Here is a 19,008-nt window from a genome sequence, read left to right as displayed (position 1 = left end):
CCGGTGCCGTCAGCTCCCGCGGATTTGGCTCCCGGCCAGGGCTCGCAGACTGGTGTGGAGGCTCCCGGACGCGCGGATCCGCCCGTCCCGGTCGACAGCTCCGGCGCCCGCCCCACCTTCCCCGGCCGCCGCGAACGGACCCGATCCCGCCTTGCGCGCCTGACCGGCCGCGGTGCGCCCGCGTACTCGCCCATCCTTGAGCCGCTGCTGCGCACCGTGCGGGCCAACAATCCCAAAGAGGATTTCGACCTCATCCAACGCGCCTTCGTCGTGGCGGAGAGCTGCCACCGCGGGCAGAAACGCAAAAGTGGCGACCCGTACATCACCCACCCCGTCGCGGTGGCCACCATCCTTGCCGAGCTGGGACTCAGCGGAACCACCCTGGCGGCGGCGCTCCTGCACGACACCGTCGAGGACACGTCCTACACCCTGGAGGATCTCAAGGGCGAGTTCGGGCCTGAGGTGGCCATGCTGGTGGACGGTGTTACCAAGCTTGACAAGGTCAGCTTCGGCGAGGCCGCCCAGTCAGAGACAGTGCGCAAAATGGTCGTGGCCATGGCCAAGGACATCCGGGTCCTGATGATCAAGCTGGCCGACCGGCTGCACAACGCCAGGACCTGGCGCTTCGTCTCGGCTGAATCCTCGGCGCGCAAGGCCCGGGAAACCTTGGAAATCTTTGCCCCGCTGGCGCACCGGCTCGGTATGAACACCATCAAGTGGGAACTGGAAGATCTCTCGTTCGCGGCCCTGTACCCGAAGGTTTACGAGGAAATCGTGCGCATGGTGGGGGACCGGACCCCCGAGCGCGAGAAGAACCTCTCCGTGATTCGGAACCAGATCACCGAGGACCTGCGCGCGGCCAAGATCAAGGCCACCATCACGGGCCGGCCGAAGCACTACTACTCGATCTACCAGAAGATGATCGTCCGGGATAAGGACTTCGACGACATCAACGACCTCATGGGCGTCCGCGTCCTGGTGGACTCCGTCCGGGATTGCTACGCAGCACTGGGCGCCATGCACTCCCGCTGGAACCCCCTTCCCGGGAGGTTCAAGGATTACATCGCGATGCCCAAGTTCAACATGTACCAGTCGCTGCACACCACGGTGATCGGCCCGGGCGGCAAGCCGGTGGAAATCCAGATCCGCACCCACGAAATGCACCGCCGCGCCGAATATGGCGTTGCCGCGCACTGGAAGTACAAGGACCAGCCGAACCGTGCGGCGGCCGGGCCGGGAAGCCCCCGCGACGGCGACATGGGCTGGCTGCGGTCGCTGGTGGACTGGCAGCAGGAAACCTCCGACCCCGGTGAGTTCCTTGATTCCCTGCGCTTTGAAATCAATGCCCGGGAAGTCTTCGTATTCACCCCGAAGGGTGAGGTCATGGCTTTGCCGGCCGGTTCCACGCCTGTGGACTTCGCCTACGCCGTCCATACCGAGGTGGGCCACCGGACCATTGGCGCCCGGGTCAACGGCAAACTGGTCCCGCTCAACAGCGAATTGAACCATGGCGACTGGGTGGAGATCTTCACTTCCAAAGCCGAAGGGGCGGGCCCCAGCCAGGATTGGCAGCATTTCGTCAAGAGCGCGCGGGCGCGCAACAAGATCCGCCAGTGGTTCAGCAAGGAACGCCGCGAAGAGTCAATTGATCGCGGCAAGGAACTGCTGACAAAGGCGATGCGGAAACAGAACCTGCCGTTGCAGCGCCTGATGACCCACGATGCCCTCGCCGCGATCGCCGAAGACTTCAAGTACGTCGACATTTCAGGTCTCTACGCCGGCGTGGGTGACGGCCATACGTCCGCCCAGTCCGTCATGGAACGCCTCGTCGAAAGCCTGGGCGGCAACGACACTCCCGAAGACGACCTCACTGAGGTGTCGATTCCCACCCAGGTCTCCAAGGCCCGGTACTCCGATTCGGGCGTCGTGGTCCGCGGAGTGGACGATGTGTGGGTCAAGCTCGCCCGCTGCTGCACTCCGGTTCCACCCGACCCGATCCTGGGTTTCGTGACCCGCGGCTCCGGCGTCTCTGTGCACCGCACGGACTGCACCAACGTCAGTGGCCTTTTGGAACAACCGGACCGGATCGTGGAGGTGGAGTGGGCTCCAACCCAGTCGAGCGTCTTCCTGGTCGAAATCCAGGTCGAAGCACTCGACCGCAAGTCGCTGCTCTCGGACGTGACCCGGATCCTGTCGGAGAACCACGTCAACATCCTGGCCGCCAGCGTGCACACGTCCACGGACCGGGTGGCCATCTCCAAGTTTGCTTTCGAGATGGGCGACCCCAAATACCTGAGCCACGTGTTGAGCGCCGTCCGCCGCATCGACGGAGTCTTCGACGTGTACCGGACCACCGGCAACCGGAGACGCAACTAGCCTGGGGGCGCCGGGCCGGCCTGCAACGATTCTAGTTTCGCCAGGGCGAGCGTCTTGTGCGGCACCCTGGGCGTCGCTTCAACGGCGCGGATGAGCAGCCGCAGACGCAGCCCCAGTTCGGGTGTGTCCAACAGCGCCCGCAGGGCCGGCACAGCGCGGGCAGAGTCCACGTGCAGCGCTAGGTCCACGCAGGTCCGCAGTGGGCTGGTGACCAGCAGCCCGCCCAGACTGACGACGTCGAACGGTCCCAGGCGCACCTCGTGGAAGGTGCAGCCGCGGGTGGAGCGCAAGCTGGAGATCCGCCGGTTGGCGTCTATGAGGAGGGCGAGCCGGTCCGGTTCGGCGGCGCAGCCGTAAATCCACGCCGCAGTCATCCTGCCCGCGACCACCCGCTGGCGGATGGCCGGACTGACGAGGATGGCGGCCGCGCGGGCCCGGAGCCGCGGAGTGGGGCTGGTGCCCGGCGGCAGGTAGCCGCGCTGGTAGAGCTGAACCAGGACGCCGTCGAGCGCCAACGCCTGGAGTTCGGGCCAGGAGAAGAGCGCCCCGGGGGAATACAGCTCTGGCGGACCCTGCGGGAACGCCGGCGGGGGAAGTACCTGCGGGCCGGAAACAATGACCATTCAGCCATCCTGTCCGGTCCCCGAAAAAGCGGACAGGCCCCGTCCCGGTCATGTGGATAACCGGGACGGGGCCTGCAGCCAATATCGTGTTACGTGGACGACCCGCGGCTAGGAGAGCTCACTGGCTGACTTTTCGAGCTGCTCCAGCCACGCCTCGCGGGCCTCGAGGGCTTCCTTGGCGGCCTTGATCTTGCGCTCGTCGCCGGCTTTCTCTGCCTTGGCCAGGTCATCCCGGAGTCCGGCAATGGCAGATTCCAGCTGCGACAGTGCGCTGTTGGTGCGTGCCTTCGTTTCCGGATTGGACCGCTTCCAGTTCTCATCCTCTGCGTGGCGAACAGCGTCTTCGACCTTCCGCAGCCCGGCCTCGACCCGACCCATGTCGGCACGCGGAACCTTGCCGGCTTCTTCCCACCGGTCACGGATGGACTGGAGCGCCTTCTTGGCGGCGCTGAGGTCCTTGATGGGAAGCAGTTCGTTGGCTTCCACCAGCAGGGCCTCCTTCACGGTGAGGTTCGCCCCGTACTCCTGGTCGATTTCCTCATTGGCGGCCTGCCGGTTCGTAAAGAAGACGTCCTGCGCGGCGCGGAACCGGGCCCAGAGGGCGTCGTCGTCCTTGCGGCTGGCGCGCGGTGAGGCCTTCCAGTCATCCATCAGCCGGCGGTACTCACCGGCGGCGAAACCCCAGTCAGTGGAGGCCGAGAGAGCCTCCGCGTCGGTGATCAGCTTTTCCTTGGCAGCCTTGGCTGCCGAGTTGGTGCTGTCCAGCTGGGAGAAGTATGCGCGGCGGTGCCGGTCGAAGACCGTACGGGCGGCGCGGAACCGCTTCCACAGGGAGTCCTCATTGCTGCGGCCGAGCCGGACGCCGCTCTTTTGGGCGGTCTTCCAGCTCTCGAACAATTCGTTCATCCGGGCGCTGGAGGTCTTCCACTGGATCTGGGCCGGGTCGTGGCCCGCGATCTCTTCAGCTTCGGCGACGATCGCTTCGCGGGCGGCCAGTTCGGCGGCGCGGACGGCGTCGTGTTCAGCCCGCTCCGCCTTTTCAAGGTCGGTGATCTGCGCGTCCAGCGTGTCCAGGCGGGCCTCGGCGGCGCGGAGATCGCCCACCATGGTGTGGCCCGCGAGCTGTTCGCGCAGGTGGGTCACCGTCTTCTTCATGTCTGTGGCGGGCGCTTTGGAACCCACACGCTGTTCCAGCAGGACGATCTGCGCCACGACGTCCTCATACTTCCGGGCGAAGTAGCCCAAGGCTTCGTCATTGCTGACCCCCGGGTATTGGCCCACGGGGTGCTCTTCGCCGCCGACGGTCAGGAACACCTGGCCATCGCCTTCAACGCGGCCCCAGCGTGCAGCCTCGGCCAGCGACGCGGCCGAAGACACCGCCGCCGGCGCGGCGGCCGGAGCCGCCGGTGAGAGCTTGGCCTTCGGCCGGGCGGCAAATGCAGCCGGTGAGGGCGCGGGACGGGCAGCGGCGGGCGCAGGAGCAGCGGCCGGGGCCTCAGCCTCAGGAGCGGCCGGAGCCGCGGCCGGCGCCTCAGCCGGATCCGCCGGTGCGCCGGTGGGCTCGGGATCGGCGGCGTCGGCTGTGACGGCCTCGGTCGAAGGCTTCGCCTCCGGCGCGTCCGGCACGGGCCCGGTTGCTGTTTCCGGCTCCGTCTCCGGTGCTGTGGCTGTGGGTGTGTCGGTTGCCTCGGTTGTTACCGGAGCCTCGGCTTCGGTCTCGTGGGCAGCTGCTGCTGACACTGTTTCGTCGGATTTCTGACTGTCTGTCACCGCTAGAAGTCTTTCGCTTGGAGGGAAATACCGGGGCCGCTGCCGCAAGGGCGACGGCTGGTTACTTCAGAGAGAACGAGTCTATCGTGACTGGTTCGGCGGGGGCGCCGTCTGTGGCGTTATCGCCCGGTTTGAGTCCGCCTGCCGCGATGGTGGTCACGACATCCAGCCCCGAGGTCACCTTGCCTACCACGGTGTACCCGCCCGCGGCGTCGGCCGGAATAACGGTGTCCTTGTAGACGATGAAGAACTGGGTTCCGTTGCCGTAGGCATTTCCGCCGCTTCTGGCGATTGCGATGGTTCCGGCCGGGTAGGTGTTGTCCGCGGGGGTGTTCTCCAGCGGACCCCAGGTGTAGCTCGGATCGGTACTCCCGTCACCGGCCTTGGAACCGCATTGCAACACCCCGAACGTCTCGGCAGTGGTGAGCCGGTGGCACGTCAACCCCGCATAAAAGTTCTGGTCCGCGAGGGATTTGAAGACGGCGGCGGCCTGGGGCGCCGTGGTGCCGTCCAGTTCGACACCGAGGGTGCCCGTGTTGAGCTGAAGTTCACCGGTGAAGGTCCGGCCCGCCGCAGTCTCCGGTTTCGGGATAGTTTCCGCGTTGCCGGGGGAAGCCGACGGCGTGGCGGAGGGCGGGTTCAGCCCGGCTTGGGCGGCGGCGTATTCTTCCTCGGTGGGATTGGCGGAGAAGACGGTCAGCTGCAGCACCAGGGCGAGAACCAACGCTGCCGCTCCTGCGCCGACGGCAAGGGTGGTGTCGCGCTTTCGGCGCGTGTCCTGCTCCTTGCGCAGCTCGCGCTTTGCCTCCATTTGCTGGACGCGCCGCTTGGCTTCGCGGGCGCTCCGTGAACTGGCCGCCAAAAGTCCTCCTGGGGTAGGGCCGAACCCGGGCGGCGCGGGGCGCCGTCGCAGGTTCAGCGGAAAAGCTGCCGGCGAGCCGGCCTTGCCCGGCCGCATTGGAAGTTGCGGGCGCGGAAAGCATAAACTGACTGCCGCACACAGTTTATGCACGACCGGCCTTTCTGCCGCACGTCTGTTCCCCGTTTCGGACGCTCCGTTCAACTCCACGGCCGCGAAGGGAACTCGGGCCGGTTTTACCTGAGGAGAAAACCCACCATGGCACGCACCGCCTCCCTGTCCGGATTCCCCGAGTGGCTTCCCGAGGAGCGGCTGGTGGAGCTGCACGTGCTGGACACGCTGCGCCGGGTTTTCGAACTGCATGGATTCTCCTCCATCGAAACCCGCGCCGTGGAAACGGTGGGGCAGCTGCTGCGCAAAGGCGAGATCGACAAAGAGGTGTACGGCCTGAGCCGGCTGCAGGAGGACGACGGCGCAGAGCCTGCGTCCCAGAAGGGTGATCCGCACGCCCTGGCCCTGCACTTCGACCTCACTGTGCCCTTTGCCCGGTACGTCGTCGAAAACGCCGGCTACCTCGCCTTCCCGTTCCGCCGGTACCAGATCCAGAAGGTCTGGCGCGGTGAGCGTCCGCAGGAAGGCCGCGCCCGCGAGTTCACCCAGGCGGATATCGACATCGTGGGCGACGGAGATCTGCCGTTCCGTTATGACGTCGAGATCGCGCTGGTCATTGCCGAGGCCCTCAGCGCCCTGCCGATCCCGGACTTCCTGCTTCGGATCAACAACCGCAAACTGGCCGAGGGCTTCTACAACGGCATCGGCCTCACCGACACCGCCGGCGTGCTGCGCAGCATCGACAAGCTGGAAAAAATCGGTGCCGCCAAGGTGGCGGAGCTGCTCAAGTCCGAGCTTGGCGCCACCGACGAGCAGGCCAGGTCCGCCCTCAAGCTGGCCTCGATCCGCACCGGGGACACCTCCTTCGTGGCGCAGGTCCGCGCCCTCGGGGTCAGCAACGACCTGCTGGAGGAGGGCCTGACCGAACTGGAGCAGGTTATCGCGGCCGCCGTCCAGCGGGCGCCGGGCAAGGTGGTCGCTGACCTCAGCATTGCCCGCGGACTGGACTACTACACCGGCACCGTCGTGGAAACCGTCCTGGTGGGCCATGAACAGCTCGGTTCGATCTGCTCCGGCGGACGTTACGACGCCCTCGCCAGCAAGGGAAACCGTAAGTTCCCCGGCGTCGGGCTCTCCATCGGCGTCACCCGGCTGGTGTCCAGGATCCTCAGCCAGGAGCTCGCCACGGCAACCCGGTCCGTGCCGACCGCCGTGCTGGTGGCGCTCAGCAGCGATGACAGCTGGGGTGCGGCGCAGGACGTCGCCGCGGAGCTGCGCAGCCGGGGCATCGCCACCGAGGTGGCGGCCAAGGCGGAGAAGTTCGGCAAGCAGATCAAGTTCGCTGACCGCCGCGGTATCCCCTTCGTCTGGTTCACGGACGACGAGGGCAAGCACCAGGTCAAGGACATCCGCTCCGGGGAACAGGTCGACGCCGATCCGGCCACCTGGGCGCCGGCCGCTGAGGACCTGCACGTCCGGGTCCTGCAGGCCTAGGCGGTTCGCCGGAGCCGGCGCCTCAACACCAGGAAGCGCCCCGCCACGCCCGTGCCCAGCACCGCTGCCATACCCAGTGCGGAGGCCGGCGGCAGGGTGGCGGCCAGGAGCAGGCAACCGACGAAGCCCAGGACATTCAGCCAGCGTGGCGCGTGCCGGGGACGCTCGGATAGGGTGAAGGCGGCAGCGTTCGTCACCGAGTAGTAGACCAGCACGCCGAAGCTGGAGAAACCCACCACGGTCAGCACGTTGGTGGTCAGCAACAGCACCATCACCGCGGCCGCGACGGCCAGCTCGGCCAGGTACGGAACCGGGTGCATGCCGCCCACCCGGGCGAGCGGGTCCGGCAGGTCGCGTTCCCGCGCCATCGCCAGGGCGGTCCGGCCCACACCGGTGATCAGGGCCAGCAGGGCACCGAGGCACCCGGCGGCCGCGCCCGCCTGAACGAACGGGGCGCCGGCGCTGAGCCGTGAGGCGGTGACAGCATCGAGCAACGGCGCCGTCGACCCGGCCAGCTGCTCCGCGGGCAGGTGCCACTGCAGCAGCAGCGCCAGTCCGAGATAGATGACGAAGGCCGCGCCCAGTGCGGCGAAAATGGCCCGCGGGATGGTGCGGGTGGGGTCCTTGACCTCTTCGCCCAAGGTCGCGATCCGGGCGTAGCCGGCGAAGGCAAAAAACATCAGCCCGGCGGCGGGGAGTACACCCCAGCCGCCCGCCGCGGCAGCGCCGCCCGCACCGGCGGCAACGCCGGAAGAAGCATGCGGGCCAAGAATGGCCGCAGCTGCCACGAACGCCAGGGTTGCCAGCACCACCCCCAGCAGGACCCGCGTCAACAGCGCGGTGCGGGTGATGCCGAGCAGGTTCACGCCGGTCAGGACCACGACGGCGGCGACGGCCAGCGGCGTCGCGAACTCCGGCGCCACATAGTGGCCGAACGTCAACGCCATCGCCGCGCACGACGCGGTCTTGCCGGTCACGAAACCCCAGCCCGCGATGAAGCCCGGCCACTCACCGAGCCGCTTCCGGCCGTAGACGTACGTTCCGCCGCTCGTTGGGTATATCGCGGCCAGCTGGGCCGACGCCACCGCATTGCAGTACGCAATCACACCGGCCACGGCCACCGCGACGGCCAGCAGTGGACCGGCCAGGGCGGCAGCCGGCGCGAAGACCACAAAGACCCCGGCGCCCAGCATGGAACCGAGCCCGATCGCGGTAGCGTCAAGGACGCCCAGGCGGCGCTGCAGCTGCGGCCGTGCGGGCTGGTCAGGGGACGGCGTGCTCTGGGGGCGGCTTGCCATGGCGGGAGGGGCCTTTCCAGCGGGTAAACTCGAACGGGATCGTTCCAGTAGCGATCCTATTGAACATGAGTTTTGATTTCCCTCTGTCTTCTTCAGAAAGGCGTGCTGTGCTGCGCACACATGACCTCGGATCCCTTCGCTCCGAGCACATTGGACAAACCGTTTCCCTCGCCGGCTGGGTCGGCCGGCGTCGTGACCACGGTGGTGTCGCTTTCGTCGACCTGCGCGACGCCTCCGGCGTGGCCCAGGTGGTGGTCCGTGAAGAGGAAGTGTTCCACGGGCTGCGCAACGAGTTCGTGCTGCAGGTGACCGGCACAGTCTCCCGCCGCCCCGAGGGCAACGAGAATCCCGCGCTGGCTACTGGCGAAATTGAGGTCATGGCCGAGAAGGTCACAATCCTGAACACCTCCGAGCCGCTGCCGTTCCAGATCGACGAGCACGTGGAAGTCGGCGAGGAAGCCCGCCTCAAGCACCGCTACCTGGACTTGCGCCGCCCCGGTCCCGCCCGCAACATGCGGCTGCGCTCCGAGGCCAACCGGGTCGCCCGTGAACTGCTGCACCAGGACGGCTATGTCGAGATCGAAACGCCCACGCTGACGCGTTCGACGCCGGAAGGCGCCCGCGACTTTGTGGTCCCCGCACGCCTGGCGCCGGGCTCCTGGTATGCACTGCCGCAGTCACCCCAGCTGTTCAAGCAGCTCCTGCAGGTGGGCGGTTTCGAGAAGTACTACCAGATTGCGCGCTGCTACCGCGACGAGGATTTCCGCGCGGACCGCCAGCCGGAGTTCACCCAGCTCGACATCGAAGCCAGCTTCGTGGAGCAGGATGACATCATCAAGCTCGGCGAAAGCATCGTCCAGGCACTGTGGAAGCTGATCGACGTCGAGATCCCGACGCCGATCCAGCGCATCACCTACCACGACGCGATGGCCCGCTACGGCTCGGACAAGCCCGACCTGCGCTTCGGACTGGAGCTCACCGAGCTCACCGAGTTCTTCAGGGACACCAACTTCGGCGTCTTCAAGGCACCCTACGTTGGCGCCGTCGTGATGCCGGGCGGCGCCTCCCAGGCCCGCCGTGCGCTCGACGCCTGGCAGGAATGGGCCAAGCAGCGCGGCGCCAAGGGCCTGGCGTACGTCCTGTTCAAGGAAGACGGCGAACTCGCCGGTCCCGTTGCCAAGAACCTGACCGACACCGAGCGGGCCGGCCTGGCCGCGGCTGTCGGCGCGAAGCCGGGTGACTGCATCTTCTTCGCCGCCGGGGAGAAGACGCCGTCGCGCGCCCTGCTGGGAGCTGCCCGGGTGGAAATCGGCCACCGCACCGGCCTGATCAACCCGAGCGACTGGGCGTTCTGCTGGGTGGTGGACGCGCCGATGTTCGAACCCGCCGCGGCTGCCGTCGCGTCCGGCGACGTGGCTGTGGGCGCCGGGAAGTGGACCGCGGTGCACCACGCGTTCACCTCGCCCAAGCCCGAGTTCATGGACAGCTTCGATAAGGATCCCGAAGCCGCGCTGTCCTACGCGTACGACATCGTCTGCAACGGCAACGAAATCGGCGGCGGCTCCATCCGTATCCACCAGGGCGACGTCCAGGAACGGGTCTTTGAGCTCATGGGCCTGGACAAGGCGGATGCCGAGACCAAGTTCGGCTTCCTGCTCGAGGGCTTCAAGTTCGGCGCGCCACCCCACGGCGGCATCGCGTTCGGCTGGGACCGGGTGGTGGCGCTGCTGGCCGGGGTCGAGTCCATCCGCGACGTCATTGCCTTCCCGAAGTCCGGCGGCGGCTACGATCCGCTGACGCAGGCTCCTGCCCCGATCACGGCGCAGCAGCGCAAGGAAGCCGGTGTGGACTTCAAGCCCGAGGCCAAGAAGGCGGACGGCACCAAGTAAGCTCTGGTGATCAGCGGTGAAGGCTCCCCGGGCAACCGGGGAGCCTTTGCTGTCGAATCTGCTGTTCTGAGAATCCCGCGGGAAGGCTGGACGATGCGCCGGACGGAAAGGCCCTCATGGCACCGGAACCGATGACCGGGCTTGAGGAGTTGATGGATGCTGCCTGGCCTGCCGCTGAGCGGGAGGAATCCGGCGGCTGGGTGCTCCGCGCCGCCTTCGGCGTGACGCAGCGCGCCAACTCGATCTGGCCGCGGGACCCCGGCGCCGACCCCCGCGCGCAGCTCGACGGGCTCCGGCGAGCACGCCTTTGGTACCGCAAACGCCGGTTGCCGGTGATCTTCCAGCTATTCGAGGACCCCGGCTCCGCGCCTCTCCATGCTCTGCTGGACGCGGAAGGGTTCACCCGGCAATCCGAAACCCTGGCGCTGGTCCGGGACGGGGGCGGGTTGTCACCGGGGTTCGGGGACGGCGTCGACATGTCCACTGCGCCGACCCTGGAATGGCTGCGGCTGTGGTGGAGTGTGGACGGCCGCGGCGATGAGAATGCCCTCACCGTCGCGCGGGGGATCCTCGAAGGCTGCCCCTCGCTGTACGCCCTCGTGCGGGACGGTGCCGGCGTGCCCGCCGCCGTCGGACGTCTGGCGATACCGCCGGGCGGGGGCCGTGGCGGACTGTACTGCATGGCAACGCGTCCGGACGCCCGGCGCCGGGGCTATGCGGCCCGGATCCTGCAAGGCTTGCTCCGCGAAGGGGATGCGCGGGGTCTCGCCGGCTATTGGTTGCAGGTCACGGCCGCCAATGCAGGCGCCCGGGAGCTTTACGCCCGCAGCGGCTTCCACGTGGCGGGCCGCTACTTGTACCGGCAGGAACGCCCGAAGCGGCACCATACCGGCTGCTGACAGGCGTCCTCCAGCGATTCCACGGCGGCCGGGGAGGGCATGTCCAGACACACGATGGTGCCGGCACGTCCGCATCGCGGGGACAGCTGGACCGTTAGAACCCGTCAGGTCCCTGCCGCCAGGCGGAGTTCGGAGAATTTCTTCCCGGAGCGGCCGCGGTTTCTGCGGTCGATTACCGGTGCCGCCGTACACTCGATATATCCAGTCGATCGAAATACTAGTGGACACATGGGGCCGGAGTAACACCCAGGTGTTCTCCCGAGCCGGAATCCGGCGTCGCGGACGCCGGGCCGGAATATCGACCGATTGCGCCGGAATATCGACTGATTGCATGGGGGAGACATGATGATGAAGAAGGACTCATCCGGGCGGCGGATGTCGTGGGCGCCGACGCGGCAGGCGGCACCCGCGCCGGTTCGGCGCCCGGCCGGAACGTACAGGTTCAGCGACCGCTTTATTAAGACGGCGACCACCGTCCTGATAGCTCTCATGCTGGTCTCGGTCATCGCCGGGTTCATCATCGGGCCACTCAGCGACACTGTGGACGGCGAAGCAGGAGACGCGCTCGGTATTACTGCTGCCGTGCTGGTCATCGGCGGACTTGTGGTGCCTCTTCTTCTCGCGGCAGTCCTCGGCGGCGAAGCAATCCGGGCCGGTGCCGGCATCATCGGCTTCTTCCTCATAGCCGGCTTGTTCGCCGCGGTGGCCGGAAGCACAGAGCTGGGCCTGGACTTGCTTGGGTCGGCCTGGACACCCTGGGCGTTTTGGTGCGGTGTCGCACTGATGGCCCTTTCGGTCATTGCCTTCTGGATCGTCGGCTGGATCGCGCGGGTGCCCATGTGGCTCCAGGGCCCCTTCATCGGCTCGCCACGCGTCGTCGTGCGTGGCTCAAGCGCTAGCCCGACGGACGTCGTCCTCCCGAACGATCTGGACGAACGCCGGCCGTGAGGCGGTCCTGCCCCGTTTCGACGGGCAGCGGCGCATTCGATGTAAACGCACGTCGAGCCGGGCACGCAGCCGTCGAAATGGCGGCGGGGAACTTACGACGGTGGGTCCGTTACCAGGATCCGCACCGCACACAGGTCCGCCGCCGCCTTTTTAAGGACGACTGCGCGCGGATCCGGAACGTCCAGGAACTGCAGCCTCGGTTGCGCGGCATATTGCTTCAGCACCGGTTCGGCGAGGACCTGCTCAGCCAGGGTCCGGTCGCCGCCGGGCGCCAGGTATTCGATCCGGTGCTCCGCGAAGATCCGGGCGGCGTGCGCCGCGACAGCCTCCACCAGGGCATCGGCCTGGTTGGCCCGGCGCCGGGCAAACCGTTGCTGGGACCAGCCTCCGGCAGCGGTCCGGGACTGCACATGGCGGGTGCCGGTTTTGCTGGCGAGGACCCGCCCCCCGGACACCACCGCCACGGAGTAGCCGCCGCGTCGGACCAGCACCGCCCCGATGCACCGGGGCTGGGACGCCAGGGAAGCGAGCCGGCCGACGGCGTCACTGCCGCGTCCGGGCCGCCCGTCCGCCGGCCAGGGCGGCTGCAGCAGGGCCACCGCGCCGTCCGCCGCCCGCAGCTGCAGCCCGCCGTCGAGCTCCTCCCCGGTCAGGCACCCGTGGCTCGCCGCGAAACGCTCCGCCCAGCCCGGCAGCCGGGCGCCGGAGACGAATGCCACACGGGTTTCGGGGCTTGCCATGGCGGGGTCTCCGTTGGAAGGGTGTCGGGGCGGGTGGGAACTAGAAGTAGCCTATCTATGTGGATGATCTCTTTGGCGCAGGACGGGACAGCGGCACCGCTCCCGGGGACGACGGCGACGCCGAGGACACGCCCGATGCAGGCTCTGCCCGCCGCGGGGCGTCCCCGCGCAGCCCCTTGGCCGTCAGGATGCGGCCGCGGACCCTCGACGACGTGGTGGGCCAGCAGCACCTGCTGGGGCAGGGGTCGCCGCTGCGCCAGTTGGCCGCAGGCACCGACGCCACCGGCCCTGCGGGACCCAGCTCGCTGATCCTCTGGGGGCCGCCCGGCACGGGCAAGACCACCCTCGCCCACGTCATCGCCAAGGGCCCCGGCCGTAAATTCGTGGAGCTTTCCGCCATCACCGCGGGCGTCAAGGACGTCCGGCGTGTCATGGATGAAGCCCTCACCGCCCGTGACCTGTTCAAGACCACCACGGTGTTGTTCCTGGATGAGATCCACAGGTTCAACAAGGCCCAGCAGGATGCGTTGCTGCCCGGGGTCGAAAACCGCTGGGTGGTCCTGGTCGCCGCGACCACCGAGAACCCGTCCTTCTCGGTGGTCTCGCCGCTGCTCTCGCGGTCCCTGCTGCTGACGCTTAAACCCCTCACCGATGCCGACGTCGAGGCCCTGCTGTTGCGCGCTGCGACCGACCACCGCGGCCTCGGCGGCAAAGTCGAACTCAGCGGCGAAGCGCTGGGCCACCTGGTCCGGCTCTCCGGCGGGGACGCCCGCCGCGCGCTGACCGCGCTCGAGGCGGCAGCCGGTGTCGCGTTCGGCGACGCGGACGACGCCGGCGGCGTCGACGGAACTGGGGCCGCGGATGCTCCAGTGAAGATCGAACTCAAGCACACGGAACGAGCCCTTGACGTCGCCTCGGTTCGCTACGACCGTGCCGGCGACCAGCACTACGATGTTGCCAGCGCGTTCATCAAGTCCATCCGGGGTTCGGACGTTGACGCCGCCCTGCACTACCTCGCCCGGATGCTCGAGGCGGGGGAGGACCCGCGGTTCGTGGCCCGGCGCATCGTCATCTCCGCCGCTGAGGACGTCGGCATGGCAGATCCGACGGCGCTGCAGACCGCCGTCGCCGCCGCCCAGGCCGTGCAGCTGATCGGCATGCCGGAGGGCCGCATCATCCTGGCCGAGGCGGTGGTCCATCTCGCGACCGCACCTAAATCCAATGCCGCCTACCTGGGGATCAACCAGGCGATCGCCGATGTCCGGGCCGGCCTGGGCAACGGCATCCCCGCCCACCTGCGCGACGCCCACTACCCGGGTTCCAAACAACTCGGCCACGGGCAGGGCTACAAATACGCCCATGACGCGCCGCACTCGGTGGCCGCCCAGCAGTACCCGCCGGATGACCTGGTGGGCCGGAACTACTACGAACCGACCGCCAACGGCGCCGAACGGGACATCTCCACCCGGCTCGAGCGGCTGCGCAGGATCATCCGGGGCAAGTGAGCGCCGTTTCCGGCCATGGTAGAGTTATTCGTTGTCTGGCAAGGCACGGACGCACAATCCACCACATTTCGGCTTTCCGCCGTTGAGATGGGTTTGCCCTGTGCCCAGTAGCAAAAGGCAGCGGTTGGCCGATGCTCTCCATGATGGAGGCCAGTAACACTGACACACCGCAGATATTGGAAGGACACAAGTGGCTAACAACACTCGTGCTCGCCGTACAGCACGCCTCTCGCGTGCACTCGGCATTGCTCTGACCCCCAAGGCCGCCAAGTACATGGAGCGCCGTCCGTACGGCCCCGGTGAGCATGGCCGTGCCCGCAAGAAGCAGGACTCCGACTACGCCGTACGTCTGCGCGAAAAGCAGCGCCTGCGCGCCCAGTACGGCATCCGCGAAGCCCAGATGACCCGCGCCTTCGAAGAAGCCCGCCGCACCAAGGGCCTGACCGGTGAAAACCTGATCGAACTTCTCGAAATGCGTCTCGACGCCCTCGTGCTGCGCGCAGGCTTCGCCCGCACCATCGCTTCTGCACGCCAGCTGGTTGTGCACCGCCACATCATGGTTGACGGCATCCGCGTGGACCGCCCGTCGTTCCGCGTCTCCGAGGGCCAGCTGGTCCACGTCCACAGCCGCAGCGAGACCATGGCCCCGTTCCAGGTTGCAGCAGCCGGCGCCCACCGCGACGTCCTGCCCATGGTTCCGGCCTACCTGGACGTCAAGCTTGACGCCCTGCAGGCACGCCTGGTCCGTCGCCCCAAGCGCTCCGAGGTCCCCGTGACCTGCGAAGAGCAGCTCGTCGTGGAATTCTACGCACGCTAGATTCAACGCGACACCTTACAAAGAAGCCCGTGGCAAGCGCCGCGGGCTTCTTTGTATGTAAGGTACTTGGGGGAGTTCTGCGGCCGCCGGCTGTATCAGCCGGCGGCGCCCGCAGGGACACGACGCAATAAGGAGATGAACGACTATGACTGGTGGCGATATTGCCGGCCTGATCGCGGCCGGAGTGTTTGCACTGCTGGTCCTGCTGCTCGCCGTGCCGATTCTGAAGCTCGGGGGAGTGTTCGATGAAGTGCGGACCTCCATCCGCTCCATCAGCGACGGCGCCACTCCACTCATGGACGAGGTCACGGCCACCGTGTCCACCACCAATGAGCAGCTGAAGAAAGTCGACGGGATCGCGAACAACGTCTCCGACGCGTCCGCCAATATCTCGGCGTTGTCCTCGCTGGTGGCCGCCACTGTGGGGTCGCCGCTGATCAAGGTTGCCTCCTTCAGCTACGGCGTGCGCACGGCGTTCGCCGCCCGCAAAAAACCCGCTACCGGCCGCCGCAGCCGCTGAACCGACGCTGGAGACCTGACATGAAGCGAATCATCTGGATGGGCATCGGCGTCGCCATCGGCGTCATCGCGTTCCGCAAGATCACCGAAGTGCAGTCCACCCTCGGCCCGGAAGGCCTCAACCGGGCGGCGGGCCGGCTCACCGACGGCCTGTACGACTTCGCCGACGCGCTCCGGGAAGGCATGACCGAACGGGAGACCGAGCTCCGCGCCGCCCTCGGCCTTGACGCCGGCCTGGAGAAAGCAATCGCCCTCGGCTCCGCCGGCAAGGCTGCAGTCCGGCGCTAGCCGGGAGAGAATTGAACGACGGCGGCGCCCGCCACGGGCCCGCCGGAGCGGACCGACGCCGGACCACCGTTCCGCGAAGACCACGCGCGAACCACGACCACCGCGAAACATAACCACCGCGAAGCACAACCACCGTGAATGAAGCACAACCACCGTGAATATTGAAGGGTACGTAATCAGCTCATGAAGTCGCAGGAGATCACCAAGCGCTGGATCGACTTTTTCGTCAGCAAGGGCCACACACCGGTCCCGTCGGCGTCCCTGGTCTCCAGCGACCCCTCCCTGCTGTTCACCGTGGCCGGCATGGTTCCGTTCATTCCCTACCTGACCGCCCGGGAGGAATCCCCGTACAATCGCGCCACCAGCGTCCAGAAGTGCATCCGGACCGGCGATATTGAGGAAGTGGGCAAGACCGCCCGCCACGGCACGTTCTTCCAGATGTGCGGCAACTTCTCCTTCGGCGATTACTTCAAGGAAGACGCCATCAAGTTCGCCTGGGAGCTGCTGACCACCGGCGTCGACGACGGCGGCTACGGACTGCCGCCCGAGCGGCTCTGGGTCACCGTCTACGAAGAGGACGACGAAGCGGAGCAGCTCTGGCTCACGAACACCGGCATGCCCGCGGCGCGGATCCAGCGGATGGGCAAGGCGGACAACTACTGGTCCACCGGCCAGCCCGGCCCGGCCGGCCCCTGCTCCGAGATCTACTACGACCGCGGCCCGTCCTACGGCGTCGAGGGCGGCCCGATCGCCGACGAAAACCGCTACGTGGAAATCTGGAACCTCGTGTTCATGCAGTACCAGATCGACAATGTGCGCTCCAAGGTGGACTTCGACATCACCGGCGAACTGCCCAAGAAGAACATTGACACCGGCCTCGGCATGGAACGCCTCGCGATGATCCTGCAGGACGTCGAGAACATGTACGAGACGGACCAGGTCCGCCCGGTCATTGACAGGGCCGCGGCGCTCTCCGGCCGGCCCTACACCTCGGCCGAGACCCCGGAGGACCCCCACCACACTGATGACGTCCGGATGCGCGTCGTCGCGGACCACATCCGTTCCTCCCTCATGTTGATCGCCGACGGCGTCACCCCCTCCAACGAGGGCCGCGGCTACGTGCTGCGCCGCCTGATCCGCCGCGCCGTGCGCTCCATGCGCCTGCTCGGCGTCGAAAAGGCCTGCCTCCCGGAGCTGCTGCCCGCCTCACGCGACGCCATGAAGGGCGTCTACCCGATCGTGGAGACGGACTTCGACCGGATCAGCCGCATCGCCTACGCCGAGGAGAAGGCGTTCCTGCGCACCATAGCCTCCGGCACCGCCCGGCTCGAGGACGCTGTCAAGGAATCCCAGGCCGCCCACCGGCCGCTCTCCGGCGCCGACGCCTTCGCCTTGCATGACACCTACGGGTTCCCGATCGACCTCACCCTGGAAATGGCCGAGGAAGCCGGGCTCAAGGTCGACGAGCCCGAATTCCGCAAGCTCATGCTCGAACAGCGCCAGCGCGCCCAGGCCGACGCCAAGGGCAAGAAGGGATCCCACGCGGACCTCAGCGCGTTCCAGGATCTGCTCTCCGCCGGTGAGACCGTCTTCACCGGCTACACCGAACTCGCGGGCGAGTCCAAGGTCCGCGGCATCCTCGCCGGCGGCCGCAAGGTCTCGCAGGCGTCCACCGGTGAGGAAATCGAGCTGATCCTCGCCGAGACCCCGTTTTACGCCGAGGCCGGCGGCCAGGCTGCCGACACCGGCCTGATCACCGGCGACGGCTTCGTTGTCGAAGTCCTCGACGTCCAGCGCCCCATCAAGGGCCTGAGCGTGCACAAGGCAATCGTCCGTGAGGGTGAAATCGGCGCCGACTCGCAGGTCCTGGCAGCTGTGGACCGCGAACGCCGCCACGCCGCGGAGCAGGCCCACACCGGCACGCACATCGTGCACGCGGCCCTGCACCAGATCCTCGGCCCCGAAGCGCTGCAGCGCGGCTCCTTCAACAAGGCCGGCTACCTGCGCTTCGACTTCGCGTGGGGCGAGGGCCTGAGCCCGGCCACCCGCTCCGAGATCGAGGAAGTCTCCAATATCGCCATCCGCAACAATTACCGGGTGGAGACTAAAGTCATGGGCCTCGCCGAGGCCAAGGCTCTCGGGGCCATGGCCCTGTTCGGTGAAAACTACGGCAACGAAGTCCGGGTCGTGGAGATCGACGGCGCCTGGTCCCGTGAACTCTGCGGCGGCACGCACGTCGGGAACACCTCCCTGATTGGCAGCCTCTCGCTGCTCGGGGAGCAATCCGTCGGGTCAGGAAACCGCCGCGTCGAGGCTTTTGTCGGCATGGATGCCTTCCGCCACCTTGCCGCGGAACGCGCCCTTGTCACCGAACTCACTGACATGCTCAAGGTTCCCTCCGGTCTGCTCGCGGACCGGGTCGCCGCCACCTTGACCAAGCTCAAGACTGCCGAGAAGGAACTTGAGCGCCTGCGCAAGGAACAGCTCACGGCAGCGGCCGGGCAGCTCGTGGGCACGGCCAAGGACGCGGCCGGCATCAAGGTCATCGCCCACGACGCCGGCCAGGTCAGCGGCGCGGACGACCTCCGCGGCCTGGCCCTCGACCTGCGGACCCGCCTCGGCTCCGAGCCGGCCGCCGTCGCCGTCGCCGGTGTCAGCAACGACCGCCCGGTCATCCTGATCGCCACGAACGACGCCGCCCGGTCGGCCGGCGTCAAGGCTGGTGCCCTGGTGCGTCTGGCCGCGGGCATCCTCGGCGGCGGTGGCGGCGGCAAGGACGACGTCGCCCAGGGCGGCGGCACCGATGCCACCAAGGTCGGCGAGGCCCTCGCCGCCGTCGTGGACGCCATCACCCGGCGATAGCGGACGAGGC

15 protein-coding genes are annotated in these 19,008 nt (G+C 67.6%); 10 read left to right on the top strand and 5 right to left on the bottom strand.

Annotated features, from left to right (window positions below):
- Positions 1-24: 24 nt before the first annotated feature.
- The gene (locus VUN84_10155) at positions 25-2,376 is read left to right on the top strand and encodes a bifunctional (p)ppGpp synthetase/guanosine-3',5'-bis(diphosphate) 3'-pyrophosphohydrolase (GenBank protein XAS65817.1); all 2,352 of its coding nucleotides are present in this window, start codon (positions 25-27) and stop codon (positions 2,374-2,376) included.
- Here the strand turns inward: VUN84_10155 and VUN84_10150 are convergent.
- From VUN84_10150 to VUN84_10140, 3 genes are all read right to left on the bottom strand, one after another.
- Positions 2,373-2,999 (bottom strand): hypothetical protein, encoded by a 627-nt coding sequence (locus tag VUN84_10150; protein ID XAS62704.1) that lies wholly within the window; start codon positions 2,997-2,999, stop codon positions 2,373-2,375. The genes VUN84_10155 and VUN84_10150 overlap by 4 nt on opposite strands.
- A gap of 108 nt (positions 3,000-3,107) precedes the next feature.
- The gene (locus VUN84_10145; protein ID XAS62703.1) at positions 3,108-4,769 is read right to left on the bottom strand and encodes a DUF349 domain-containing protein; all 1,662 of its coding nucleotides are present in this window, start codon (positions 4,767-4,769) and stop codon (positions 3,108-3,110) included.
- 61 nt (positions 4,770-4,830) lie between these two features.
- Positions 4,831-5,631 carry a peptidylprolyl isomerase gene (locus VUN84_10140; protein ID XAS62702.1) on the bottom strand — a complete coding sequence of 267 codons (801 nt, stop codon included), beginning with the start codon at positions 5,629-5,631 and terminating at the stop codon, positions 4,831-4,833.
- 255 nt (positions 5,632-5,886) lie between these two features.
- Between VUN84_10140 and hisS the strand changes: the two genes are divergently transcribed.
- Entirely contained in the window at positions 5,887-7,233 is a 1,347-nt protein-coding gene (hisS, locus tag VUN84_10135) for a histidine--tRNA ligase (protein XAS62701.1), read from the top strand.
- Here hisS and VUN84_10130 read toward each other — a convergent pair.
- Positions 7,230-8,531 carry an APC family permease gene (locus tag VUN84_10130; protein XAS62700.1) on the bottom strand — a complete coding sequence of 434 codons (1,302 nt, stop codon included), beginning with the start codon at positions 8,529-8,531 and terminating at the stop codon, positions 7,230-7,232. The genes hisS and VUN84_10130 overlap by 4 nt on opposite strands.
- Before the next feature lie 107 nt (positions 8,532-8,638).
- Here VUN84_10130 and aspS point away from each other — a divergent pair, with 107 nt between their 5' ends.
- The 3 genes from aspS to VUN84_10115 all read left to right on the top strand — a co-directional run bounded on the left by aspS (position 8,639) and on the right by VUN84_10115 (position 12,267).
- Positions 8,639-10,420 carry an aspartate--tRNA ligase gene (gene aspS, locus VUN84_10125; protein XAS62699.1) on the top strand — a complete coding sequence of 594 codons (1,782 nt, stop codon included), beginning with the start codon at positions 8,639-8,641 and terminating at the stop codon, positions 10,418-10,420.
- Positions 10,421-10,536: 116 nt separating this feature from the next.
- Positions 10,537-11,319 (top strand): GNAT family N-acetyltransferase, encoded by a 783-nt coding sequence (locus tag VUN84_10120; GenBank protein ID XAS62698.1) that lies wholly within the window; start codon positions 10,537-10,539, stop codon positions 11,317-11,319.
- Positions 11,320-11,661: 342 nt separating this feature from the next.
- Complete coding sequence (locus tag VUN84_10115; GenBank protein XAS62697.1) at positions 11,662-12,267, top strand: hypothetical protein; 606 nt, start codon at positions 11,662-11,664, stop codon at positions 12,265-12,267.
- A 92-nt stretch (positions 12,268-12,359) separates the two neighbouring features.
- Here the strand turns inward: VUN84_10115 and VUN84_10110 are convergent, their stop codons facing one another.
- Positions 12,360-13,007, bottom strand: coding sequence for an acVLRF1 family peptidyl-tRNA hydrolase (locus tag VUN84_10110; protein ID XAS62696.1), 648 nt, complete (start codon positions 13,005-13,007; stop codon positions 12,360-12,362).
- A 59-nt stretch (positions 13,008-13,066) separates the two neighbouring features.
- On the opposite strand from VUN84_10110, the gene VUN84_10105 reads away from it, so the two are divergent.
- From VUN84_10105 to alaS, 5 genes are all read left to right on the top strand, one after another.
- The gene (locus tag VUN84_10105) at positions 13,067-14,512 is read left to right on the top strand and encodes a replication-associated recombination protein A (protein ID XAS62695.1); all 1,446 of its coding nucleotides are present in this window, start codon (positions 13,067-13,069) and stop codon (positions 14,510-14,512) included.
- A gap of 190 nt (positions 14,513-14,702) precedes the next feature.
- A complete protein-coding gene (gene rpsD / locus VUN84_10100; GenBank protein XAS62694.1) occupies positions 14,703-15,329 on the top strand; it encodes a 30S ribosomal protein S4 in 627 nt (208 codons plus the stop codon).
- A 145-nt stretch (positions 15,330-15,474) separates the two neighbouring features.
- Positions 15,475-15,849, top strand: coding sequence for a DUF948 domain-containing protein (locus VUN84_10095; protein ID XAS62693.1), 375 nt, complete (start codon positions 15,475-15,477; stop codon positions 15,847-15,849).
- A gap of 38 nt (positions 15,850-15,887) precedes the next feature.
- Entirely contained in the window at positions 15,888-16,136 is a 249-nt protein-coding gene (locus VUN84_10090) for a hypothetical protein (GenBank protein XAS65816.1), read from the top strand.
- 183 nt (positions 16,137-16,319) lie between these two features.
- A complete protein-coding gene (gene alaS, locus VUN84_10085) occupies positions 16,320-18,998 on the top strand; it encodes an alanine--tRNA ligase (GenBank protein XAS62692.1) in 2,679 nt (892 codons plus the stop codon).
- The last annotated feature ends 10 nt before the right edge of the window (positions 18,999-19,008 follow it).

It is taken from the genome of Micrococcaceae bacterium Sec5.8 (genome assembly GCA_039636775.1).
GTDB lineage: Bacteria > Actinomycetota > Actinomycetes > Actinomycetales > Micrococcaceae > Arthrobacter.
Note: the sequence above shows the minus strand (reverse complement) of the source record. Positions and strands in the feature narration are given on the sequence as shown.